At 60.4% G+C, this 23,742-nt stretch carries 24 protein-coding genes; 12 read left to right on the top strand and 12 right to left on the bottom strand.

The window, feature by feature from the left end; genetic code table 11:
- Positions 1-49: 49 nt before the first annotated feature.
- Positions 50-1,033: a ribosome small subunit-dependent GTPase A gene (gene rsgA, locus ACFO24_RS00440; RefSeq protein ID WP_377736082.1), complete on the bottom strand. Its 984-nt coding sequence runs from the start codon at positions 1,031-1,033 to the stop codon at positions 50-52.
- Positions 1,030-2,364, bottom strand: a complete 1,335-nt coding sequence (locus tag ACFO24_RS00435; protein WP_377736079.1) for a M48 family metallopeptidase — start codon at positions 2,362-2,364, stop codon at positions 1,030-1,032. The genes rsgA and ACFO24_RS00435 overlap by 4 nt, the downstream gene beginning before the upstream one ends.
- A gap of 29 nt (positions 2,365-2,393) precedes the next feature.
- On the opposite strand from ACFO24_RS00435, the gene orn reads away from it, so the two are divergent.
- Both orn and ACFO24_RS00425 read left to right on the top strand, forming a co-directional pair.
- Positions 2,394-2,999, top strand: coding sequence for an oligoribonuclease (gene orn, locus ACFO24_RS00430; protein WP_377736077.1), 606 nt, complete (start codon positions 2,394-2,396; stop codon positions 2,997-2,999).
- 317 nt (positions 3,000-3,316) lie between these two features.
- Entirely contained in the window at positions 3,317-5,269 is a 1,953-nt protein-coding gene (locus tag ACFO24_RS00425) for a DEAD/DEAH box helicase (protein ID WP_377736075.1), read from the top strand.
- Between the two features lie 85 nt (positions 5,270-5,354).
- Here ACFO24_RS00425 and ACFO24_RS00420 read toward each other — a convergent pair whose 3' ends face one another.
- The 4 genes from ACFO24_RS00420 to ACFO24_RS00405 all read right to left on the bottom strand — a co-directional run bounded on the left by ACFO24_RS00420 (position 5,355) and on the right by ACFO24_RS00405 (position 7,747).
- Positions 5,355-5,705, bottom strand: a complete 351-nt coding sequence (locus ACFO24_RS00420) for a DUF1840 domain-containing protein (protein WP_377736073.1) — start codon at positions 5,703-5,705, stop codon at positions 5,355-5,357.
- Between the two features lie 259 nt (positions 5,706-5,964).
- Positions 5,965-6,582: a hypothetical protein gene (locus ACFO24_RS00415; protein WP_377736071.1), complete on the bottom strand. Its 618-nt coding sequence runs from the start codon at positions 6,580-6,582 to the stop codon at positions 5,965-5,967.
- Positions 6,583-6,678: 96 nt separating this feature from the next.
- Positions 6,679-6,933: an acyl-CoA-binding protein gene (locus ACFO24_RS00410; protein ID WP_207574563.1), complete on the bottom strand. Its 255-nt coding sequence runs from the start codon at positions 6,931-6,933 to the stop codon at positions 6,679-6,681.
- Between the two features lie 133 nt (positions 6,934-7,066).
- Positions 7,067-7,747, bottom strand: a complete 681-nt coding sequence (locus ACFO24_RS00405) for an RNA pyrophosphohydrolase (RefSeq protein WP_207574562.1) — start codon at positions 7,745-7,747, stop codon at positions 7,067-7,069.
- Positions 7,748-7,858: 111 nt separating this feature from the next.
- Between ACFO24_RS00405 and ACFO24_RS00400 the strand changes: the two genes are divergently transcribed.
- Both ACFO24_RS00400 and ACFO24_RS00395 read left to right on the top strand, forming a co-directional pair.
- Positions 7,859-9,601 carry a proline--tRNA ligase gene (locus ACFO24_RS00400; RefSeq protein WP_377736065.1) on the top strand — a complete coding sequence of 581 codons (1,743 nt, stop codon included), beginning with the start codon at positions 7,859-7,861 and terminating at the stop codon, positions 9,599-9,601.
- Between the two features lie 4 nt (positions 9,602-9,605).
- Positions 9,606-10,235, top strand: coding sequence for a lytic transglycosylase domain-containing protein (locus ACFO24_RS00395; RefSeq protein ID WP_207574560.1), 630 nt, complete (start codon positions 9,606-9,608; stop codon positions 10,233-10,235).
- Between the two features lie 124 nt (positions 10,236-10,359).
- On the opposite strand, the gene ACFO24_RS00390 is transcribed toward ACFO24_RS00395, so the two are convergent.
- The 5 genes from ACFO24_RS00390 to ACFO24_RS00370 form a co-directional block, all read right to left on the bottom strand.
- A complete protein-coding gene (locus ACFO24_RS00390) occupies positions 10,360-11,097 on the bottom strand; it encodes an amino acid ABC transporter ATP-binding protein (RefSeq protein ID WP_207574559.1) in 738 nt (245 codons plus the stop codon).
- 202 nt (positions 11,098-11,299) lie between these two features.
- Positions 11,300-11,971, bottom strand: coding sequence for an amino acid ABC transporter permease (locus tag ACFO24_RS00385; RefSeq protein WP_207574558.1), 672 nt, complete (start codon positions 11,969-11,971; stop codon positions 11,300-11,302).
- 2 nt (positions 11,972-11,973) lie between these two features.
- A complete protein-coding gene (locus tag ACFO24_RS00380; protein WP_377736060.1) occupies positions 11,974-12,732 on the bottom strand; it encodes an amino acid ABC transporter permease in 759 nt (252 codons plus the stop codon).
- 105 nt (positions 12,733-12,837) lie between these two features.
- The gene (locus ACFO24_RS00375) at positions 12,838-13,737 is read right to left on the bottom strand and encodes an amino acid ABC transporter substrate-binding protein (protein ID WP_377736057.1); all 900 of its coding nucleotides are present in this window, start codon (positions 13,735-13,737) and stop codon (positions 12,838-12,840) included.
- A gap of 164 nt (positions 13,738-13,901) precedes the next feature.
- Positions 13,902-14,852, bottom strand: a complete 951-nt coding sequence (locus tag ACFO24_RS00370) for a LysR substrate-binding domain-containing protein (RefSeq protein ID WP_207574555.1) — start codon at positions 14,850-14,852, stop codon at positions 13,902-13,904.
- A gap of 84 nt (positions 14,853-14,936) precedes the next feature.
- On the opposite strand from ACFO24_RS00370, the gene ACFO24_RS00365 reads away from it, so the two are divergent.
- Genes ACFO24_RS00365 through ACFO24_RS00355 form a run of 3 tightly spaced genes read left to right on the top strand, consistent with a single transcriptional unit; the run spans position 14,937 to position 17,910 of the window.
- Positions 14,937-15,503 (top strand): TRAP transporter small permease, encoded by a 567-nt coding sequence (locus tag ACFO24_RS00365; protein WP_377736054.1) that lies wholly within the window; start codon positions 14,937-14,939, stop codon positions 15,501-15,503.
- Between the two features lie 20 nt (positions 15,504-15,523).
- Entirely contained in the window at positions 15,524-16,822 is a 1,299-nt protein-coding gene (locus tag ACFO24_RS00360) for a TRAP transporter large permease (RefSeq protein ID WP_377736051.1), read from the top strand.
- 35 nt (positions 16,823-16,857) lie between these two features.
- Positions 16,858-17,910: a DctP family TRAP transporter solute-binding subunit gene (locus ACFO24_RS00355; protein ID WP_377736049.1), complete on the top strand. Its 1,053-nt coding sequence runs from the start codon at positions 16,858-16,860 to the stop codon at positions 17,908-17,910.
- 82 nt (positions 17,911-17,992) lie between these two features.
- Here the strand turns inward: ACFO24_RS00355 and ACFO24_RS00350 are convergent, their stop codons facing one another.
- Complete coding sequence (locus tag ACFO24_RS00350; RefSeq protein ID WP_377736047.1) at positions 17,993-18,286, bottom strand: hypothetical protein; 294 nt, start codon at positions 18,284-18,286, stop codon at positions 17,993-17,995.
- A 66-nt stretch (positions 18,287-18,352) separates the two neighbouring features.
- Between ACFO24_RS00350 and hemA the strand changes: the two genes are divergently transcribed.
- The 5 genes from hemA to paeA all read left to right on the top strand — a co-directional run bounded on the left by hemA (position 18,353) and on the right by paeA (position 23,715).
- Positions 18,353-19,657 (top strand): glutamyl-tRNA reductase, encoded by a 1,305-nt coding sequence (gene hemA / locus ACFO24_RS00345; protein WP_377736045.1) that lies wholly within the window; start codon positions 18,353-18,355, stop codon positions 19,655-19,657.
- A gap of 131 nt (positions 19,658-19,788) precedes the next feature.
- A complete protein-coding gene (prfA, locus tag ACFO24_RS00340; protein WP_377736042.1) occupies positions 19,789-20,871 on the top strand; it encodes a peptide chain release factor 1 in 1,083 nt (360 codons plus the stop codon).
- Entirely contained in the window at positions 20,864-21,751 is an 888-nt protein-coding gene (gene prmC / locus ACFO24_RS00335; protein ID WP_377736040.1) for a peptide chain release factor N(5)-glutamine methyltransferase, read from the top strand. The genes prfA and prmC overlap by 8 nt, the downstream gene beginning before the upstream one ends.
- Positions 21,752-21,857: 106 nt before the next feature.
- Positions 21,858-22,175, top strand: a complete 318-nt coding sequence (gene grxD / locus ACFO24_RS00330; protein ID WP_207574548.1) for a Grx4 family monothiol glutaredoxin — start codon at positions 21,858-21,860, stop codon at positions 22,173-22,175.
- A 205-nt stretch (positions 22,176-22,380) separates the two neighbouring features.
- Complete coding sequence (paeA, locus tag ACFO24_RS00325) at positions 22,381-23,715, top strand: polyamine export protein PaeA (protein ID WP_377736037.1); 1,335 nt, start codon at positions 22,381-22,383, stop codon at positions 23,713-23,715.
- The last annotated feature ends 27 nt before the right edge of the window (positions 23,716-23,742 follow it).

The following is a 23,742-nucleotide window of genomic DNA, read 5'->3' as shown; positions in this document are numbered from 1 at the left end:
GCTGTCACCGCTTGTATATCAACAACTTCATGGCTTTAATAGCCTGAAATCAATAATTCACAGGCGCAGACAGCTCTTCAAACAATGCGGCATACAGCCGATGCCGTTGGGCGTTGATGCTGTGCCCCACCTGTGCCAGCACGGCGCAACCAGGTTCGTGCAAGTGGGTGCAGTTGTAGAACTTGCAGCTGCTGGCGTGTTGGTGGATGTCGGGCATAAAGTGCGCCAGCGCTGTGGGGGCAATGTGGCGCAGGCCAAATTCTTGAAAGCCGGGCGAATCAATCAAGGCGCTGCGCCGCGCGCCATCCAGCCAGTACCAGGTGGTGGTGGTGGTGGTGTGGCGGCCCGAGTTGAGCGCTTGCGAGATTTCCCCCGTCGCCGCCTGCGCTTGGGGAATGAGCAGGTTGATCAGCGTGCTCTTGCCCGAACCGGACGGCCCCAGCACCAAGGTGGCTTTGTCGGCAAACAGCTGGGCCAGCAGGGCGGTTTGTGCATCGCTGGGCTGGGCCAGATTCAGCCCCAGCGTGCGGTAGTGCGGCTGCCCCTCTTCATCGGTGATGGCGCGGTACGCCGCCAAGCGCTCCCAGGCCTGGGCAAAGGGCGCGGTTAAATCACTTTTGTTCAGGGCAATGATGGGGGGGATGCCAGCGGCCTCTGCGGCAATCAAGGCGCGGGCCAGTTGGCTTTCAGAGAACACCGGCTCGGCCGCGATCAGGATCAGCACTTGGTCAATATTGGCCGCAAAGGATTTGGTGCGAATCTCGTCCTGGCGGTAGAGCAGATTGCGCCGCGCCTGTACTTTTTCGATACTGCCCTCCTCCCCCTGGCCTGGGGGGGCGGGCAGCCACAGCACGCGGTCACCGACCAGGGCTTGATTTTTTTTGCCCCGGGGGTGGCAGATGCGGCGGTTGCCATCGGCGCTCTCCACCACGCAGTGGCGGCCATGGCTGCCCACGACCAAGCCCTCTTGCAAGCCCACACCTTCTGTATTGCTAGCAGCTGGCGCTGATTTGGCGCTATTTTTACGACTCATACACGGCTTTCTTGGCGCTGTAGCTGCGCTAAGCGCTCTACTGCTGGGGGGTGTGAATAGTAAAAGCGGGCGTACAGCGGGTCCGGGGTGAGGGTGGCCGCGTTGTCCTCATACAGCTTGAGCAGCGCACTGGCCAAGGCCGCCGGCTGCGCTTGGGCGGCCGCGTAGGCATCGGCCTGAAATTCATCGCGGCGCGAAAAATGCGCCATCAGCGGTGCCAGCCAAAAACTAAACACCGGCACCACCAGCAAAAACAGCAGCAGCGCCACGCCAGGGACGTGGCCCATTTGCGCCCCGCTTAACATGCTGCTGCTCGATCCCAGGGCCAAGGCCAGCGAGGGGGCCACGCCCAGGCCGGTATAAAACCACGGCTGCTGGCTGACCCAGCCCAGCAGCGCCAACCCGCCCAGGCTGAGGGCAAACATGCCCAGCATGCGTTTGGTGATGTGGCGGTGTTTGAAGTGGCCCAGCTCGTGCGCCAGCACCGCTTCGACCTCATCGACATTGAGTTTTTTTAATAGCGTGTCGTAGAACACCACGCGCTTGGCATTGCCCAGGCCGGTGAAATAAGCATTGGCATGGGCCGAGCGACGGCTGCCATCCATCACAAACAAGCCCTTGGCGGCAAAGCCGCAGCGCTGCATCAAGGTGGTGACGCGCTCTTTCAGGGCCGCATCTTCCAGGGGCTGAAATTTGTTGAACAGTGGTGCGATAAAGGTCGGGAAAATCCACATCAGCAACAGCTGAAAGCCCGTCCACAGCCCCCAGGCCCACAGCCACCACAGGCTGCCAGCGGCTTGCATCAGCCACAGCACGGCAGCCACCAGGGGCAGGCCAATCACGGCGGCCAGTACGCTGCTTTTGCACAAATCTGCCAGCCACAGGCCCAGCGTGCTTTGGTTAAAGCCAAAGCGCTGCTCCACCACAAAGGTTTGGTAGAGCGAAAACGGCAGCTCCAACACGCCGGAAATCAAGGCAAACGCAGCCACCAGCGCAATTTGCTGCCCCAGCCCAGGCCCCATGGCGGCCAGCAGTGCCTGGTGCAGGGCATCTAGCCCGCCCAGCAGCGTCCAACCCAAAAGCAGCATGGCCCCCCAGGCCAGTTGCAGCAGGCCCACTTGCGCCTTGGCCAAGGTGTAGTCGGCCGCTTTTTGGTGCGCGGCCAGGGTGATTTTTTCAGCAAATGCGGCAGGCACGGCGCTGCGGTGGCGGGCCACATGGCGCACTTGGCGGGTGAGCAAACCCACTTGGGCCAAAAGTTGCAGCGCCAAGGCGCAGGCAAAGGCCGCCGTGAGGAGAAAACTGGGGGAAAAGAGGCTGGAGGACGACATGTGGCGCGAGTGTAGGCGACAATTTGTCCATGCTTTCCCCCGCTTCCAGTGAAACCCCGGCTGTTGTCAGCCCTCCTGCCGTTCCCCATTTGCCCAAGTCCGACCTTAACTTGGTGTGGCTCGATTGCGAGATGACGGGGCTGAACCCCACCACCGAACGCATCATCGAAATTGCTGTGGTCGTCACCGATGCCAATCTCCAAGTGCGCGTGCCTGGCCCGGTGCTGGTGATTCACCAAAGTGATGAACTGCTGAACGCCATGGATGCTTGGAACAAAGGCACACACGGGCGCAGCGGCCTGATCGACAAGGTCAAAGCATCCACCCTGAGCGAAGAGGATGCGCAGGAGCAGTTGCTCACCTTCCTGCGCCAGTACGTCCCCAAGAGCAAAGTGCCGCTGTGCGGCAACAGCATTGGGCAAGACCGGCGTTTTTTGGCGCTCTACATGCCCAAGCTAGAGGCCTACCTGCACTACCGCAATGTGGACGTAAGCACCTTGAAAGAACTGGCCCTGCGCTGGAAGCCCGAGGCCGTGAAATCTTTTAAAAAAGCCCAGCGCCATACCGCCTTGGCCGATGTGCTTGAATCCATTGACGAATTGCAGCACTACCGCCAGCATTTTTTATTGCCGTGACAAAAATCAGTAACTAGGCTAGAATCGCTGGCTTGCCTTTAAGGGTTGTCCCTAGAACTCTTTGGCAGATTTGTTACATCTTCCCATCACACTACCGGGCACGTTCATGCCACGGCGCTTTCAAGCTTTTACAGCCCAGTGCCCGCATTAGAACCATCCAGGCCCACCGCGATGCCGCTGCACCCTGCAGCCCAAAGGCATCAGACGGAATGTTTGACGGTGGATGTTGTTCCCCGTAACCGTCAAAAACGTAGCCATCCTTTTTGATCTCCACTGCGCAAAGGGCAGTGGCATGGCCGCGTTGTTATTGCATCACTATGAATACTGAAACTTTAGACCAGCCCATCGTGGCTGACGTGGCCGTGTCTGCTCCTGCCGTGGTTATTGAATCTGCTGCCCCTGCGGTGGCCGCTGTGGCCGAAGGCCCCAACCCCTTTATCGCTTTAGGCCTGGATGGCGCGCTGGTTCGTGCTGTCTCCGATCTGGGCTACACCCAGCCCACCGAAGTGCAAGCCAAAGTCATTCCCCTGGCCATGGGCAGTGGCAAGGCCGACGAAGCCAGCATCGACTTGATGGTGTCCAGCCAAACCGGCTCGGGCAAAACGGCTGCTTTCTTGCTGCCCGTGCTCAATACCCTGATCGCACAAAAAGCCATCGAAGCCGCTGCCGAGCAAGCCGAATTTGAGCGCCAGCGTGCCCAAGCGGCTGCCAGCGGTGAGGCCGCCCCAAAGCGTGCCAGGCGCAAAAACCCCATGCAGTCGCGCAATTTCAAGGCGGCCGTGCCCGGTGCCTTGGTGCTGTGCCCCACCCGTGAGCTGGCCCAACAGGTGGCGCAAGATGCCATTGAGCTGGTCAAGCACTGCAAAAATCTGCGTGTGGCCAACGTCGTCGGTGGCATGCCCTACCAACTACAAATTGCCAAGCTGCAAAACGCCGATTTGGTCGTGGCCACGCCGGGCCGTTTGCTGGACTTGCAGCGCAGCCTGCAAATCAAGCTGGACAAGGTGCAGTTCTTGGTGGTCGATGAGGCCGACCGCATGCTCGACCTGGGTTTTGCCGATGATCTGGAAGAGGTCCACCAAATGACCGCCCAGCGCAAGCAAACCATGATGTTCAGCGCCACCTTTGCGCCGCGCATTCAGCAGCTGGCCATGCGCGTGATGCACGACGGCGGTGCCAATGTGCAAAAAATCACCATCGCCACGCCCCAGCAGGGCCACGACAACATCCAGCAAAAACTGTACTGGGCTGACCATGCCCAGCACAAGCGCAAGCTGCTGGACCACTGGCTGCGTGACACCACCATCAACCAGGCCATCGTGTTTGCCTCCACCCAAGTGGAGTGCGACGGCCTGGCGCAAGACTTGGCAGAGGCCGGTTTCTCGGCCGCCGCTTTGCATGGCGCATTGAGCCAAGGGCTGCGCAACCGCCGTCTGCGGGCACTGCGTGAAGGGCAAATTCAGATTCTGGTTGCCACCGACGTGGCGGCACGCGGTATTGATGTGCCCACCATCACCCACGTCTTCAACTACGGTCTGCCCATGAAGGCCGAGGACTACACCCACCGCATTGGCCGCACCGGCCGCGCTGGGCGCGAAGGCATGGCCGTGACCTTTGCCGAATTCCGTGACCGCCGCCGTATTTTTGATATTGAAGGCTTTACCCGCCTGCAATTCAAACCCGAGACCATTGAAGGGCTGGAGCCACAGCAACGCTTCCCCAGCGGCTCCGAAGGCCGCCGTGGTGCGGGTGGCAACGACCGCGGTGGCTTCCGCGGTGGCCGCAGCGAAGGCGCGCCACGCCGCGAGGGTGGGTTTGGCGGCGGCAGCAGCTATGGCCGCAAGAGCGGGTTTGGCGGTGCCGGTGCTGCTGGCGGCGGCTTTGGCCGTGATAGCGAGCGTCCCCGCTTTGGTGACCGTCCCCAGCGCGATTTCCGTGATGCAGGTGGTGATCGTGGTGGCTTTGGTGCTGGCCGTGGCTTTGGCAACCGCGAAGCTGGCAATCGTGAAGGCGGCAGCCGTGACTTTGGTGCCAGCCGTGGTTTTGGCAATCGCGAAGGCGGTAGCCGCGACTTTGGCGCTGCACCCGCGCGTGAGTTCGCCCCCCGCCGCGATGGCGAAGGCTTTGGCCGTGGCAAACCCTTTGGCGATCGCAGCGAAGTGCGCCGCTTTGACGGTGAGCGCCGCGGCGCTGGTAATTTCGGTGGCGGCAAACCCGCTGGCAAGCCTTATGAACCCCGTGGCGGCAAGCGTTTTGCACGTGAGCATTAAGCAGCCCTAGCGGCAGCGCGCCAGCCATAAAAAAAACCGCTGCTCAACACAGCGGTTTTTTTGTGGGTGAGGGCGAAAGACCGGCTTACTTTTTCGGTGTCCAGGTCAGGTCTTTGTTTTCGGCCAGGCTGGCGCGCAGCATGTCCGCCAAAGGAGCCACCCGCTGGCGCAAGCTGATAGCCCCCAACTCGGCCGATTCCGCACCCGCTTTGGCACTGGTCTCGGCATCGGGCGACTGCGCGGCCAGCTCCAGCGCTTTGCGCCGCGCTTCATCGGCCTCAACCGCCTTGGCCAGGGTCTCCAAGGCTGCGGGAATTTGCGCCACCGTGATGATGCCGGGCTCGCCAGGTGTTTTGTCCAGCAACTGCAAGATGTGTTTGGCAGTGGCCTCCAGCATCAGCAAATCAGCTGCTGCACGCGATTGGAAGGTGTACATACAGAGTCCCTTTCTTTTGTGAGTAGTTTTGATGCATCCCGAAAGCCATTGTGCCGCGCTTATCCTGAAAAAGTCATTCGGCACAGCCCTTAGAACGTGATCACGATCTCCTCATGGGTGTGCGGGCGCGGCTTCGGGCGGTCTGCGTCGTTGCAAATCCTCGCAATAGCCAAGCTATTGCTGTGGTTTGCGCCTCGCAACCCATCCCGAACCGCATCCCCCACACCTTCATTCGAGATCATGAACACGTTCTTAGTGGCTAATTGCTGTCGCCAATCAACTTCAAATACGCCCGCCGTGTGGTCGGTGCGACCGAAGCGACCACCTGCTCGTACTGGGTTTTATGCCGTGTGACCAGCCGAATCGAGGCAATCGTGCGTGTTTTACCAAACCAATGGCAGGTGTGCTGCATCAGTAGCAGCTCGGCCGTCATGGTGAATGCAAAATCGCGCCGGGCCGCTGCATCCAGCCCTTCCGGGGCACAGGCAGCGCGAATGGCCTGGGCATGCAGCGCCAGCGCCTGGCGCATGTCAAAGGTGTAGGCGGGCAAGATGCGGTCCAGCAGCGGCAAGCCCAGGGGCAAGGTACTCACCCGAGTGGCTTCGGCGCTTTCTGTGGCAAAACCATCGGCAAAACGCTGGAAATGCTCCACCAATTCTTGCTCTTGCCGCCCCAAGGCATTCCAGGCGTGCTGCTGGCGCTCTGGGTCTTGAAACTCCAACGCCTTGAGATAACCATCAATCAAGGTGCCAAGAATTTTTTCTACCCGCGTGGGGGCCAAATGCTTGGCCAGCAATCCCATGCGACGGCGCTGCTCATTGGTTTGCAACCAAAAAATGCCTGCCCCAATGATCAATATCCAACTTAAACCACTCATAGCCACTCCCTGATCTGCCAAGTGTAGTCAGGGAATGCCGCGCTCCGCGCATAAAAAAACGGCCATTGCGGCCGTTGTGTTCGGCATGCGCTGTTTTTAGCGCAGCGAGGTAATCAGGTCGATGTAGCCTTGCTTGGCTTCGTCCAGGCTTTGGCCTTTGAGCTTTTCCCAAGCATCCCACTTGGCGCGGCCCACCATATCGGTGAAGCTGGGTTTTTTGGCTTCGTTATCCCCTTCGGTCGCTTGCTTGTACAAGGCGTAAATTTTCAGCAGCGTGGCGTTGTCGGGGCGCTCGCTCAGGCTGGTGGAGTTTTTTACGGCATCTTCAAAGGCAGCGTGCAAATCGGACATGGCGGGTCTCCAAAACAAAATTTGTAAAAACGACAGGAAAGTTGCAGTGTAGTCGAATTAAAAGAACGATCGTTCTTTATTTTGATTCGGGCGCAAAAATGGCCCCGCAGGGCCATTACGTGCAGCTGAAATTTTAGATGGTGCCGGAGGGCGGCTCAGGATCAAAGCTGGCCCCTGGGGGCAAAGCCATGGGCAGGTTGCCCGGGGCCCAGGGGGTGCGCAAAGCGCTGCGGGTCGGCTCAAGACCAGCATCTGGGCCGCGCAGCTCACGCCGTTCACCTTCGCGCTCGCCTTCGCGGTTGCGCATGCCGCCGCGCAGGTAGCGGTTGCGTGGCTGCTCGCCGCGCGGTAAGAAGCGGGCCAACTCAGTCAGCGCCATCTCGTACACACCGCGTTTAAATTCCACAACCACTTCCAGCGGCACCCAGTAATCGTTCCAACGCCAAGCATCAAACTCGGGGTGGTCGGTGGCCCGCAAGTTCAGATTCCAGTCGTAGCCCGTAAGCTGCAGCAAGAACCAAATTTGCTTTTGCCCTCGGTAATGGCCGCGTGCTTCGCGGCGTATAAATCGGTCTGGCACCTCGTAGCGCAACCAGTCGCGGGTGCGGGCCACGATGCGCACATGTTCAGGCTGGAGCCCGACTTCCTCGTGCAGTTCTCGGAACATGGCCTGCTCGGGCGATTCACCCCGATCAATGCCACCTTGCGGAAACTGCCAACTGTGTGTGCGTATGCGTTTGCCCCAGAACACCTGGTTCTTCTGGTTGAGCAAGATGATGCCGACGTTTGGGCGAAATCCGTCCCGGTCAAGCATAATCAAACCCCAATTTTTAACTTGGGTTCATTATGCATGGCCCCTTGCTCTCGGCAAGCGGGCCATGCCCATTTCCTGCACTACCACGCTCTTACTACCGGCCTCATTGCTATGAAAGCTTCGCATTTTTTAATCTCGACCCTGAAGGAAGCGCCTGCCGACGCTGAGATCGTCAGCCACCAACTCATGACCCGTGCGGGGATGATTAAAAAGCTCGGTGCTGGCGTGTACAGCTACATGCCCATGGGCCTGCGCGTGATCCGCAAAGTCGAAGCCATCGTGCGCGAGGAGATGAATCGCGCCGGAGCAATTGAAGTGACCATGCCCGTAGTGCAGCCGGCAGAGGCATGGCAAGAGACGGGGCGCTTTAGCAAAATGGGGCCTGAGCTGCTGCGCTTTCAGGATCGCCACGGGCGCGATTTTGTGATTCAACCGACCAGCGAAGAAGTGGTCACCGACATCGCCCGCCAAGAGTTCAAAAGCTACAAGCAGCTGCCCAAGAATCTGTACCAAATTCAAACCAAATTCCGCGATGAGCGCCGCCCCCGGTTTGGCCTGATGCGCGGGCGCGAATTCACCATGAAGGATGCCTACTCCTTCGACAAAGACCGCGACAGCGCCCAAGCCAGCTACCAAACCATGCGCGATGCTTACCAGCGCATTTTTGACCGTTTTGGCCTGCAATACCGTGCCGTGCGGGCCGACAGTGGTGCCATTGGCGGGGACTTGAGCGAAGAGTTTCAGGTGATTGCTGCCACCGGTGAAGATGCCATCGTGTACTGCCCGAACAGCGATTACGCCGCCAACATCGAAAAAGCCGAGAGCTTGGCCCCCGCCGGCCCCCGCCCAGCGGCCAGCGAGGCGCTGGAAAAAATCGCCACCCCCGGCAACAGCACCTGCCAGGCCGTGGCCGATCAGCTGGGCTTGCCGCTGGCCCGCACCATCAAATCCCTGGTGCTGGCGACGGACGAGGTCAATGAAGCAGGCGAAATTGTTAAAACCCAAGTCTGGCTGCTGCTGCTGCGTGGCGACCACGATATGAATGAGGTGAAAGTCGGCAAGGTCGAAGGCTTGGCCAATTTCCGCTTTGCCAGCCTGGCAGAGATCCAAGACCATTTCGGGTGCGAGCCGGGCTATTTGGGGCCGCTGAACTTGCAAAAACCCGTGAAACTGGTGGTCGATCGGGAAGTTGCCGTCATGGCCGACTGGATTTGTGGTGCCAATGAGAAAGACTTTCACATCCGGGGCGTGAACTTTGGCCGTGACCTGCCCGAGCCCGCGCTGGTGGCCGACCTGCGCAACGTGGTGGCTGGCGACCCCTCGCCCGACGGCCAAGGCCCGCTGGCCATTGAGCGCGGCATTGAAATTGGCCATGTGTTCTACCTGGGCACCAAATATTCCGAGGCCATGAACGCCACCTTCTTGGCAGACAACGGCAAACCCACGCATTTTGAAATGGGTTGCTACGGTATTGGCATTACGCGCCTGCCGGCCGCAGCCATTGAGCAAAACCACGATGAGCGCGGCATCATCTGGCCCGATGCGATTGCGCCGTTCACCGTGGTGCTTTGCCCCATTGGCATGGACCGCAGCGAATTGGTCAAACAAGCCGCCGAAAAACTCTATGCCGACCTGCTGGCGCTGGGCGTGGATGTGATTTTGGATGACCGGGGCGAACGCCCAGGGGCCATGTTTGCCGATTGGGAGCTGATTGGCGTACCCCACCGCGTGGTGTTGGGCGACCGGGGCCTGAAAGAGGGCCTGGTCGAATACCAACACCGGCGCGATGCCGCCGCCACCCCCGTGCCGCTGGCCGACGTGGTGGCACAACTCAAAACCCGGCTGGGGCTGTAACGCCATGGGCCTGCTCACGCGCCGCCATTGTTTGCTCGGGGCCGGTGCCTGGGCGGCTTTGGCCCAGCTGCCAGCCCAGGCCGGGGCGCAGATTGAAGAGCCGCTGATCGACTCTGTGCGCTCGGCACTGCAAGCGGCGGTGAATGAGCTCTCGCCCCCAGAGCCGATTTTTGCCTCGACCGATTCGCGCCTGCAGTATCTGCGCTGGCTGACCGCCACCAGCGACAAGCTGCGCAAGCGCATGCCCGACTGGGAGGTGCGCCGCGATTTTTTACAAACCCTGTGGTATGAGGCCACCCGCGCCGGGCTGGAAGTGTCGCTGGTGCTGGGGCTGATTCAGGTGGAAAGCGGCTTTCGCAAATTCGTCATCTCCCACGCCGGGGCACGGGGTTATATGCAGATCATGCCGTTTTGGACGCGGGTGATTGGCGACGGCGACCCCGGCAAGCTGTTTCACATGCAGACCAATCTGCGCTTTGGCTGCGTCATCCTGCGCCACTACCTGGAGCGCGAAAAAGGCAATATGTACTTGGCATTGGGCCGCTACAACGGCAGCCGGGGCAAGCCGCAATACCCCAATGCCGTGTTTGCTGCGCAGCGCCAGTGGGTGTTTCAAGCGCAAGAGCAAATATAAATAATATAAAAAAGAGAGCTGTAAGCGCTTATTTATATGGATTTATAAGGCTTTAAGCCCTAAAAATTATATAGATAAAGCGCAAACAGCTCTCTTTTAAAGAGCAAAAGCAGCCACGCTGCAATCAATGCTGCAAGATTTTGCTTAAGAAATCCTTGGTGCGCGGCTGGCGGGCCTCGGGGTGGCCGAAGAAGTCGTCTTTCGAGCAGTCCTCCAGCATCTTGCCGCCCACGTCCATAAAGATGACGCGGCTGGCCACTTTTTTGGCAAAGCCCATTTCGTGGGTCACGCACATCATGGTCATGCCCTCATGGGCCAGGCTGACCATCACATCCAGCACCTCGCCCACCATTTCGGGGTCGAGGGCGCTGGTGGGCTCATCGAACAGCATGACGATGGGGTCCATGGACAGCGCCCGGGCAATCGCCACGCGCTGCTGCTGACCGCCCGAGAGCTGGCCGGGGAATTTGTCCCGGTGCGCCAGCAGGCCCACGCGCTCAAGGTACTTCAGGCCGTGGGCCTTGGCATCGGTGTCGTTGCGGCCCAGCACCTTCATTTGGGCGATGGTCAGGTTCTCGGTCACCGTCAGGTGCGGAAACAGCTCAAAGTGCTGAAACACCATGCCCACCTGGCTGCGCAGCTTGGGCAGATTGGTTTTGGGGTCGTGTACACCCACGCCATTCACCCAGATTTCGCCCTGCTGGATAGGCTCCAGCGCGTTGATGGTTTTGATCAAGGTCGATTTGCCCGAGCCAGACGGCCCGCAGACCACGACCACTTCGCCTTTTTCGATGTTGGTCGAGCACTCGTTCAGCACCTGAAAGCTGCCGTACCACTTGGAGACGTTTTTCATTTCAATCATAAGAATTCCTTTCGCTGTTGCGCTGTGCACGCGCCGGGCTTAGAACGTGTTCACGATCTCCTCATGGGTGTGTGGGCGCGGCTTCGGGCGGTCTGCGTCGTTGCAAATCCTCGCAATAGCCAAGCTATTGCTGTGGTTTGCGCCTCGCAACCCATCCCGAACCGCATCCCTCACACCTTCATTCGAGATCATGAACACGTTCTTAGCGGATGATGGCAATCTTCTTGTGGATGCGTTTGACAATCCACGACAGGCCAAAGCAAATCACAAAATAAAGTACCGCCGCAGCGATATAAGCCTCGACCGGGCGGCCATAGTTTTTGCCCGCCACTTCAAAGCCCTTGAGCATGTCGTAAGCGCCAATGGCGTACACCAGCGAGGTGTCCTGGAACAGGATGATGGTTTGCGTCAGCAGCACCGGCAGCATGTTGCGAAACGCTTGCGGCAGCACCACCAAGCGCATGTTCTGCCCATAGCTCATGCCCAGCGCCTGCCCGGCAAACACCTGACCACGGGGCACGGACTGGATGCCCGCCCGCATGATTTCCGAGAAGTACGCCGCCTCAAAGGCCGTGAAGGTGATGATGGCCGAAATCTCTGCGCCAATCGGGCGGCCAATGAGCATGGGCACCAGCAGAAAGAACCACAAAATCACCATCACCAGCGGAATGGAGCGCATACCGTTCACGTAGATGGTGGCGGGCACATCCAGCCACTTTTTCCCGGACAAGCGCATCAGCGCCAGCAGCGTGCCAAAAAACACCCCGCCCACGGTGGCAATCACTGTCAGCATCAGGCTAAAGGCCAGCCCTTTAAGGACAAAGTTGCTGATCAAGTCCCAGTTGTAAAACGACCAATCGAGTGAAAGATTCATGCTCAATGCCCCCCACCTGCCATGCTCGGCGCACTCAGACCCGGCACCCGCGAGCGTTTCTCAATCCAGGCCATGATGCGGTTGATGGCAAAGGCCGAAATGACGTACAGGCCCGTCACTGCCAGGTACACCTCGACCCCGCGCCCGGTTTCTTCCTGCACCTGCATGGCGTACATGGTCAGCTCGGCCACCGAGACGGCAAAGGCCACGGAAGAGTTTTTGAAAATATTCATCGTCTCGCTGGTCAGCGGCGGAATGATGATGCGCAGCGCATTGGGCAGCAGCACATAGCGGTACACCTGCCAGGTGGTAAAGCCCATGGCCATGGCCGCATGGCGCTGGCCGCGTGGCAGCGCCTCGATCCCTGAGCGCACCTGCTCGGCAATGCGCGCCGAGGTGAAAAACCCCAGGGCCAGCACCACCAACACAAAGCCGGAAACCGATTTGAGCGCCGGGAAAATCGCCGGAATCACGTGGTACCACAGAAAAATCTGCACCAGCAGCGGAATATTGCGGAAAAACTCCACCCACGCATTGCCAAAGCGCACCGCCCACTTGTTATTGGGCAGGGTGCGCAGCACGCCAATAATCATGCCGCTGGCCAACGCCAGCAGCAGGGCCAATACCGACACCGACACCGTCCAGCCCCAGGCAGACAGCATCCAGTCAAGGTAAGTGATGTCACCATTCTTACCAAAACATCCGGGCACCGGGCTGCGGTCCAGGGTGTCTTCACAAAACATTTGCCAATCCCATGCCATAGGGGGCACCTCCTCTTAAAGCAGAGCGATCACCAACAATGAAACACCAACAAAAACGCCCCGCCCGCGCAAAGCGGGCAGGGGCGTGATCGGCCAACTCAGTAATTACTTGTTGTAATCTTCCTTGGGCTTGTTGTTGGGGTTGGCCCAGGCATTTTTGGTGGCATCCGACAGGGGCAGGCCCACAGCCACGTTGGCAGGCGGGATCGGCTGGATGAACCACTTATCCCACAGCTTGGCCAAGGTGCCATCGTTGGCTTGGCGGGCGATGGAGTCGTTCACGGCTTTCAGGAACGCTGGGTCGTTCTTGCGCACCATGCAGGCGATGGGTTCGGTGGACAGGGGCTCGCCCACAATCACGAAATCCTTGGCGTTTTTGGATTTGGAGATGTTGCCCGCCAAGATGGAGCCATCCATCACAAAGGCATCGGCCCGGCCGGTTTCCAGCAGCAAGAAGCTGTCGGCATGGTCTTTGCCAAGGATGTTTTTAAAGTCGATGTTGCCGCCGCGCTTGCTTTGGCGCAGCAGTTGCACCGAAGTGGTGCCGGTGGTGGTGGCCACGGTCTTGCCGTTGAGGTCTTCCACGTCTTTGATGTTGGAGTCTTTGCGCACTGCAATGCGCACCTGCTCCACATAGGTGGTATTGGCAAAATCCACCTCTTTTTGGCGGTTCAGGTCGTTAGTGGTGGAGCCGCACTCCAGATCCACCGTGCCATTGGTCACCAAGGGAATACGGTTTTGCGAGGTCACTGGCTGGTATTTAATGTCCAGCTTGGCCAAGCCCAGATTTTTTTGCATATCGCGGACAATGTTTTCGGCCATTTCCGTGTGGAAACCCACAAACTTGCCGTCGCCCAGGGTGTAGCCCAAAGCGCCGGACGATTCCCGCACGCCCAAAGTAATGGCACCCGAGGATTTGACTTTGGCCAGGGTGTCGCCCGCCTGGGCCATGGCGCTGGTGGCGGCCAATGCGGTTACCGCCAGTGCTAGCAAATGTTTTTTCATAAGGGGGGTCTCCTTGCTGTTGCCAGCGTGATACGAAAGCGTGTGCAAATTGTGCATGCAAAAAATGGCACGCAAAAGAATAAGCGCTTCATCGTAAAGGACGCAGGCTGCCCGGCTATTGGTGGTTTCCTCCGGAAAAACCCTTAAACCTGCATTTTTTTTGTTTATCCGGCCAAAGGCAAGCCTGCCGCCTGCTCTTGCAAGAAATGCCACAGGGCATGCACAACCCGGTTTTCTTTGTTGCTGTGATTGGGGTTGGGTTTTTCGCGGTAGCCCAACAAATTCATCGGCAGCGAAAATTGCGGGCCGCCAGGCAAGGCGGCATTCACCAAGCGGCCATTTTGCAGCTCATCGCGCACAGCGCTAAAGGGCAAAAAGGCCACCCCCAAGCCCTCCAGCGCCATGGCTTTCAAGCCTTCAGCCATGTCGGTTTCATAGGCCCGCTCTAAGTGCACGGGCACGCCGGCCTCTTTCAGAATCAGCTCCGTCAAGCGGCCCAAGTAAGCACCGGGGCCATAGGCCAAAAACGGCAAGGGGCGCTCACTGCTACCGGGCAGTGGAAACAGCGGCTGGCCCAGGTTGTCCGGTTTGCAATACGGGGCCAGCAGTTCTTGCCCCAGATTGACCATTTCGTAGCGCGAAGCATCCAGCTCCAGCGGTTGTGAGCTGTGGTGGTACACGATGAGCAGGTCACAACCGCCCTCCACCAAGCGCATCACCGCATCGTGGACGTTCAGCGCAATCAGGCGGCTTTTGAACGGCCCGAAGCTGGCTTGCACCTGCGCCACCCAGCGCGGAAAAAAGGTAAAAGCCAGCGTATGCGGCACGGCAAAGCCCACCATGCTGGCATCCGAGCTGGCGTGCGCCCGCAGCATCGAGCGCGTGCTTTGCAGCGCTTGCAGCATCTCCAGCGCCTGGTCATACATGGTCTTGCCTGCCGGGGTCAGGCGTGTGGGATAGGAGCTGCGATCGACCAGATCGGCCCCGGCCCAGGCCTCCAGCGCCTGGATGCGGCGCGAGAAAGCCGGTTGCGTAACGTGACGCAGCTGGGCAGAGCGGCTAAAGCTGCGCGTCTCGGCCAAGCTGACAAAATCTTCAAGCCATTTGGTTTCCATCGCGCAATTATCGCGCTGCCTTCGTGTTTGGCGGGTGCTGGCTTTGCAGTTCGTCAGGGGTGAAGTTCGCAATAATGCGCCGCTATGACCGATTTCCCGCCCACTGCCAATCCTGCATCCCCGCCCACGGCCAAAGCCTTGGCCTTAGAAGATTGGTTGGTCGTGCTCATCATGGCCGCCCTGGCCTTGATCACCTTTGCCAATGTGCTGCTGCGCTACTTCACCGACACCTCGTTTGCCTGGACCGAAGAAATTTCCATCTTTTTAATGATCGTGCTGGCCATGGTCGGTGGCAGTTCGGCCGTGGCGCGCGACCAGCACATTCGCATTGAATTTTTCAGCGGCAACGGCAGCGCCCAGCGCCGCCGCCGTTTGGCCCGACTGGGGGCGCTGATGACGGCCCTGCTCTTTACCGTGCTGGCCGTGCTCAGCGTGCGCCTGGTCTGGGACGACTGGCGCTACGAAGAAACCTCGCCCGGCATTGGCGTGCCGCAGTGGTGGTATTCGATGTGGCTGCCCATTTGCTCGGTGGCCATTGCCTTGCGTGCCTTGGGCTTGTTTGTGCGCCAAGGCCATCCAGCGGCCTTTGCCCCTGAAATGATCGAGGGCACCGAGGCCGCCGAAAACACCACCGCACCCGCCCAAACGTAGAAACCACAGGCGGATCAGCCATGATTGCCAGCCTGCTGTTTATTGTTTTCTTGAGCATGATGATGGCCGGCGTGCCCATTGGGGCCGCCCTGGGGCTGGCGGGGGCGGCCTGCATCGCCCTGGCCAATGCCGACAGCCAATGGTTTGGCCTGTTGGCCGTGCCGCAAAACTTTTACGCCGGACTGGGCAAATACCCGCTGCTGGCCATTCCGATGTTTGTGCTGGTGGGCTCAATTTTTGACCGCTCGGGCGTGGCGGCGCGGCTGGTAAATTTTGCCGTCGCCATCGTTGGGCGCGGGCCCGGCATGCTGCCGCTGGTGGCCATTGGCGTGGCCATGTTCATGGGCGGCATCTCCGGCTCGGGCCCGGCCACGGCCGCAGCGGTGGGTGGGGTGATGATTGCCGCCATGCACCGCGCCGGGTACCCCGCCGGTTTCTCCGCCAGCGTGGTGGCCGGCGCAGCGGCGACCGATATTTTGATTCCGCCCTCGGTGGCTTTTATTGTGTATTCGGTGCTGGTGCCCGGCGCTTCGGTGCCCGCGCTGTTTGCGGCCGGCCTGTTTCCTGGGGTGCTGGCCGGGCTGGCGCTGATTATTCCTGCCGTCTGGCTGGCCCGCCGCCACGGCATGGGCCAACTTGAAGCCAGCTTGCCACGCCCGCCGTTCTGGAAAAGCTTGCGCGAAGCCGCCTGGGGGCTGGCCGCGCCGGTGCTGATTTTGGGCGGTATGCGCATGGGCTGGTTCACCCCGACCGAGGCCGCCGTGGTGGCCGTGTTCTACGGCCTGTTTGTCGGCATGGTCGTGCACCGCAGCATTGGCGTGCGCGATTTGTTTGACATCCTGCGCGAAGCGGGCGAGTTGTCGGCGGTGATTTTGATCGTGGTCTCGCTGGCGGGCATCTTCGCCTTCTCGCTGTCCACTCTGGGGGTGATTGACCCGATCACCCAAGCCATCGTGAACTCCGGCCTGGGCTCCACGGGCATTTTGCTGTTGGTGCTGGCCCTGCTGCTGGTGCTGGGCATGTTTTTGGACGGCATCTCCATCCTGCTGATTTTTGTGCCCCTGCTGTACCCGCTGATGGTGCATTACCAATGGGACGTGGTGTGGTTCGGCGTGCTGACGGTGCTGACGGTGGCCATTGGCCAATTCACCCCTCCGATGGCCGTGAACCTGATGGTGGCCAGCAAGATCGCCCAAGTGCGCATGGAAGCCACCACCCGCTGGGTGCTGTGGTTGGTGCTGGCCATGACCGTGGCCATGCTCATGGTGTTGCAGTGGCCGCAGATAGCGCTGTGGCTGCCACACAAGCTGGGGTATTGATCACCCCGTGTTCGTAAAACGATAGGAGACATCTCATGAAACTGCAAAAACCTTCTTTGCGCACCCTGCTGACCGCCACGGCGGCTGCAGCCACCTTGCTGGCCGTGGGCCTGCCCACCGCCGCCCAGGCGCAGGCCAAGTACAAGGACGAATACCGCATGTCGCTGGTGCTGGGCACCGCCTTCCCCTGGGGACAAGGCGGCCAGCTGTGGGCCGATAAGGTGCGCGAGCGCACCAACGGGCGCATCAACATCAAGCTCTACCCCGGTACCTCGCTGGTGCAGGGCGACCAAACGCGCGAGTTCAGCGCCATCCGCCAGGGCGTGATCGACATGGCGGTGGGCTCCACCATCAACTGGTCACCCCAGGTCAAAGCGCTGAACCTGTTCTCGCTGCCCTTCTTGTTCCCCGACTTTGCTGCCGTCGATGCCGTCACCCAGGGCGCACCGGGCCAAGAGATTTTCAAAATTCTGGACAAAGCCGGCGTGCAGCCCCTGGCCTGGGGCGAAAACGGCTACCGCGAAATCAGCAACTCCAAACACGCCATCACCCAACCGGCCGATTTGAAAGGCCTGAAGCTGCGCGTGGTCGGCTCCCCGCTGTTCATGGACACCTTCACCGCCCTGGGGGCCAACCCCACCCAAATGAGCTGGGCCGATGCCCAGCCCGCCATGGCCAGCAAAGCGGTGGATGGGCAAGAAAACCCGCTGTCCGTATTTCAAGCGGCCAAGCTGCAATCGGTGGGCCAAAAACACGTCACCCTGTGGGGCTACATGAACGACCCGCTGATTTTTGTGGTGAACAAAGACGTGTGGGCCAGCTGGACCCCCGAAGACCGCGAGATCGTGCGCCAGGCCGCCATTGATGCGGGCCGCGAAGAAATCGCCATTGCCCGCAAAGGCTTGGTCGAAGCCGGCAAGCCTTTGGTCAAAGAGCTGGAGGCCCTGGGTGTGACCGTCACCGACCTGAACGCCGAGCAGCGCAAAGCCTTTGCCGATGCCACCAAGGCCGTTTACACCAAGTGGAAACCGCAAATTGGCACCAACCTGGTCGATATGGCCGAAAAGGCGATTGCTGCTCGCAAATAAAGAGCTGTTTACGCTCAATTTAAAAAGGGATTCAGGCATATATTTACCTGAATCCCTTTATTTATAAGCGGCAAGCGCTTTGCTATTTTTCAATTGCGGGCTTGCCCCCTGGGGTCAGCAGCCACTGGCCCGAGCCCATGGCCAGCACCAAAGCCACGTAAGTCACCAGCTTGCCATCGCTGCCCGTCAGCACCAAGCCCGCCCCCAGCACACTGCAGCCCACCACAAAATTCAGGCCCACGCCCGTCCACAGCGGCAAACGCCGAGGTATGCGCAGCAACCATGCCCCCAGGCCCAAGGCCACGGCCAAAAAGGCCGCCGGGGCGAAAAAGTTCAGCAAGTGCCAAAAAAAGACGATGAAATCCATGTTCAACATGACCCAGATCAAGTGTTTCCCCTCGGGCTAACCCTGGGCCGGTAACTAATTTTATAATCGCGCCCTATGGCAGTTTGGGCATTAGGCATCAACCACAACACGGCACCGCTTGATTTGCGCGGCCGTTTTGCGTTTGCACTCGATCAAATCGCCCCTACGTTGCAGGGGCTGCGCAGCGCATTGACCAGCGCCACCCACCACCCGCAGGTAGAAACTGCCATCCTCTCCACCTGCAACCGCACCGAAATTTACTGCGCCGCCAACGCCCCCGCGCTGGACCACACCCTGGGCTGGCTGGCCCAGTCCGGCGGTGTCAGCCCCGAGGTGCTGCGCTCGCACTCCTACTTGCTGGAAGACGGTGGTGTGGCCCGCCATGCCTTTCGCGTGGCATCGGGCCTCGACTCCATGGTGCTGGGCGAAGCGCAAATTTTGGGCCAACTGAAAAACGCCGTGCGCGCGGCCGAAGATGCCGGGGCGCTGGGCAGCACCTTGCACCAGCTGTTTCAGCGCAGCTTTGCGGTGGCCAAAGAGGTGCGCAGCAGCACCGAAATCGGTGCGCACAGCATCAGCATGGCCGCCGCTGCCGTGCGCCTGGCCAGCCAGCTGTTTGAGGATTTGACGCAAATTCGCATCCTGTTTGTTGGCGCGGGCGAGATGATTGAGCTGGTCTCAACCCACTTTGCCGCCCGCCATCCCAAGCAGATGACGATTGCCAACCGCACGGCCGAGCGCGGCGAAAAACTGGCCTCCCAGTTTGGTGCCAGCACCATGCCGCTGGGCGAGCTGCCCGAGCACCTGCACGAATACGACGCGGTGATCAGCTGCACCGCCTCCACCCTGCCCATCATCGGCCTGGGCGCGGTCGAACGGGCCTTAAAAAAGCGCAAACACCGCCCCATCTTCATGGTCGATCTGGCCGTGCCGCGCGACATCGAATCCGAGGTCAAAGACCTGCGCGACGTGTACCTCTACACCGTCGATGATCTGGCCAGCGTGGTGCGCACCGGCCAGGCCCAGCGCCAGGCGGCCGTCGAGCAGGCCGAAGTCATCATCGACCACGGCGTGCAAAGCTTTTTGCATTGGCTAGAGCAGCGCAACCCGCAAGGCGGCGCGGTGCCGCTCATCCAGCAGCTCAACCAGCAAACCGATGCCTGGCGGGCCCAAGAAATCGCCCGCGCCAAAAAGCTGCTGGCCAAGGGCGAGGATGTGGACGCCGTGCTCGAAGCCCTCTCGCGCGGCCTGACGCAAAAAATGCTGCACGGCAGCATGACCGCCCTGCGCCAAGGCAGCGACGCAGAGCGCGCGCAGGCCGCCGCCACGGTGCAGCGCCTGTTCCTGCGCGGACACACAGCCCAGGGTTCGCAGCGTTAGCGCTGCCCCTTGCTTTCGTAGCTGCTAGCGCTTGTCCTGATTGATTTTTAAGGATAAAACACCTGAAAACCTTGTATTTCAAGCGCTAACAGCTATTTATTCAATAGCTTTCTGCCTCTTTAGCCCTTCTTATGCAAGATTTTCTGCGCCGCCAGCTGGAGCGCTACACCCAGCGCCTGCACGAACTGGACTTTCTCCTCTCGCGCGAAGACATCATGGGCGACATGCAGCAGTACCGCCGCATCTCGCGCGAACACGCCGACGTGACGCAAATCGCCGGCCGCTACGCCCGCTACCAGCAATGCGAGGCCGACCGCGCCACCGCGCACGAGCTGCTCAATGACCCCGATATGGCCGAGATGGCCCAGGAAGAAATCGCCAGCGCCGATCAAGAGCTGCAGCAGCTGGAAGACGAATTGCAGCGCCTGCTGCTGCCCAAAGACCCGGACGACGAACGCAACGCCTTCATGGAAATCCGCGCCGGCACCGGCGGCGATGAATCGGCCCTGTTTGCCGGCGACCTCACGCGCATGTACACCCGCTACGCCGCCGAGCAAGGCTGGCGCGTGGAGATCATGAGCGCCAATGAAAACGAGATTGGCGGCTTCAAAGAAGTGGTGCTGCGCATCGAGGGCGACAACGTCTATGGCCGCCTGCGCTTTGAATCGGGCGGCCACCGCGTGCAGCGCGTGCCCGAAACCGAGACCCAGGGCCGCATCCACACCAGCGCCTGCACGGTGGCCGTCATGCCCGAGCCGGACGAAGCCCAGGCCATCACCCTGAACCCGGCCGACCTGCGCATCGACACCTTCCGCGCCAGCGGGGCCGGGGGCCAGCACATCAACAAAACGGACTCGGCCGTGCGCGTGGTCCACCTGCCCACCGGCATCGTCGCCGAGTGCCAGGACGGGCGCAGCCAGCACAGCAACAAGGCCAAGGCGCTGCAGGTGCTGCAAGCACGGATTCAAGAAAAAGAGCGCAAAGAGCGCGAAGCCAAAGAAGCGGCCCTGCGCAAAGGCTTGGTGGGCAGCGGCGACCGCAGCGACCGCATCCGCACCTACAACTTTCCACAGGGGCGGCTGACCGACCACCGCATCAACCTCACTTTGTACAAGTTGCTGAACATCATGGAAGGCGATTTGGGCGAAGTGCTCGATGCCCTGCAAGCCGCCCGCGAGGCCGAGTTGCTCGAAGAGCTGGCGATCAATGCCTGAGCCCGCCCTGTTCACCACTGCGCCCATTGATGCGCCCATTAGTGCGCCCATTGATGCGCTCACCATTGCCCAGGCGCTGCGCCAGGCCCAGCAGGCCGGGCTGGAGCGCATCGACGCGCAACTGCTGCTGCTGCACCTGCTGGGGCACAACAGCCGCGCCTGGCTGCTCACGCACGACGATCAGCTGCTCACCCCCGCGCAAGCGCAACAGTACGCCGCCCTGTGTGCCCAGCGCCTGGATGCGGTGCCGGTGGCGTACCTGACGGGCTGCAAAGAATTTTTCGGCTTGCCGTTGCAGGTGGATGCACGCGTGCTTGATCCGCGCCCGGATACAGAAATTTTGGTCGAATGGGCGCTGGAGCACATGGCCCCCCATACCCCCTGCTGTGTGGCCGATTTGGGCACCGGCAGCGGGGCGATTGCCTTGGCGCTGCAACACCAGCGCCCGCAGGCCAGCGTCACGGCCGTGGATGTCAGCGCCGATGCGCTGGCCGTGGCCCAGGCCAATGCCCAGCGGCTGCAGTTGCCGGTGCGCTTTATCCAGGGCGCATGGCTAAGCCGCGTCGATGGGGTGTTCGACCTCATCGTGAGCAATCCGCCCTACATCCGCCAGGACGATCCGCACATGGCGGCCCTGCGCCACGAACCCCGCCAAGCGCTGACCAGCGGCGCGGACGGGCTGGACGATATCCGCACCATCGCCGCCCAGGCCCCGGCACATTTGCACCCAGGCGGCTGGCTGCTGCTGGAGCACGGCTGGGACCAGGCCGAGGCGGTGCAAACCCTCTTGCGCCAGGCCGGTTTTGCGCACGTCAGCAGCCGCCAAGATCTGGCCGGGCAGTGGCGTTGTACCGGAGGGCAGTGGCTAAATCAAAATTGAAAATCCATCTTTCTCCCTGCGCCCCCCCAGTCCACCCAGACAATGAAATAATCCCCCGCTGTTGCGCCTTTGGAGCGCAGCGTCTTTTTAGCCCTGGAGTTACTGCATGAGCGACGTTCACCAACGCATCGACCAATTGGTCAAATCCAACAACATTTTGCTGTTCATGAAGGGCAGCGCCAGTTTTCCGCAGTGCGGCTTCTCGGGCCGTGCGGTGCAGATTTTGAAAGCCTGCGGCGTTGAGGCCAGCCAGATCGCCACCGTAAACGTGCTGGAAGATGACGAAATCCGCCAGGGCATCAAAGACTACAGCCAGTGGCCCACCATCCCCCAGCTGTATGTGAAGGGCGAATTTATTGGCGGCTCGGACATCATGATGGAGATGTACGAATCGGGCGAGCTGAAAAAGCTGCTGGCCGCCTGAACGGGCCACTACAGCGCGCAGTGTGGGCCTGGGGGTAAATATCCCAGCGTCCACAGAAACAAGCGCTTATGATGAACCGCCCATTTTTGGGCGGTTTTTTCGTTTTTGGCCGCAGGGCAGCGGCACAAAAAATCTTGCACGCCCGCATGCGCAGGAGGCATGCATTTTGGCAACCTTGGGCATGTTGCCAGCCACCCATTGACTTATGACTTTGACCCAAAGCCTTCTTACCATCGCCTTGCTGATTGCCACCAGCGCTTTTTTCTCTATGTCCGAAATTGCCCTCGCGGCCTCGCGGCGGGTGCGCCTGCGGCAGATGCTGGAGGATGGCGACAAGCGCGCAGAAGGGGTGATGCACATTCAAAGCCAGCCGGGGGAATATTTCACCGTCACCCAAATTGGCTTGAATGCGGTGGCCATTTTGGGCGGTGTGGTCGGCGAAGGGGCGCTATCGCCCTACCTGACCGAGGTGGTTGCGCTGTGGCTGCCGCAGCGGCCTGCGCAAACCACGGGGTTTTTGCTGTCGTTTGTGGCGGTAACTTCGCTGTTTATTTTGTTTGCCGATCTGCTGCCCAAGCGCGTGAGCATGGCCAAGCCCGAAGCCCTGGCCGTGCGCCTGCTGCAGCCCATGCTGTGGTGCATGTTGGTCTTAAAACCGCTGGTGTGGCTGTTTGACTGGCTGGCCAACGCGGTGGTCAAAATTTTCCGCCTGCCTGCCGTGCGCGATGAGCGCATCACCAGCGACGATATCTTGGCCATGACCAAGGATGGCACCCGCGCCGGGGTGCTGGCGCTGCGGGCGCAGCAGGTGATTGCCAATGTGATGGACATGAACTCGCGCACCGTGCCCTCGGCCATGACGCAGCGCGACCGCATCGCCTATTTTTTGCGCGATGACCCCGACCACATCATCCGCGCCCGCATTGCCGAAGAGCCCTATTCCACCTACCCGGTGTGCGATGGCGACATTGACCATGTGATTGGCTACGTGGATGCCAAAGACCTGTTCCAGCGGGCGCTGAACAACCAGCCGCTGTCGCTCAAAGACGGCAGCCTGATTCGCCGCGTGCTGATCGTGCCGGACAAACTCACCCTGGCCGAAGTGCTCGACCAGTTCCAGCAGGTGCGCGAAGACTTTGCCGTGATCTTGAACGAATACAGCCTGGTGGTGGGCGTGGTCACCTTGAACGATGTGATGAGCACGGTGATGGGCGATTTGGTCAGCCCCGATGCCGATGAAGAGCAAATCGTGCGCCGCGATGCCAACTCGTGGCTGATTGACGGCATCACGCCGATTGACGATGTGCTGCACGCCCTGCAGCTCGACGAGCTGCCGCACGATGAGGAATACGCCACCTTGGCCGGCTTTCTCATGGTCATGCTGCGCCGCGTGCCCCGGCGCACCGACAGCGTGGACTGGGGCGGCTACAAGTTTGAGGTGATCGACGTGGACAGCTACCGCATCGACCAGGTGCTGGTCACCCGCTTGGCCGCCGATGGCACGGCCATGCCCACCCCAGCAGAAACCGCGGCCGAATAATCACAAAAACAATAGCTGTATCCGCTT

The organism is Comamonas denitrificans (assembly GCF_042654745.1).
Lineage (GTDB): Bacteria > Pseudomonadota > Gammaproteobacteria > Burkholderiales > Burkholderiaceae_C > Comamonas > Comamonas denitrificans.
This window is presented reverse-complemented; position numbering and strand designations above follow the sequence as displayed.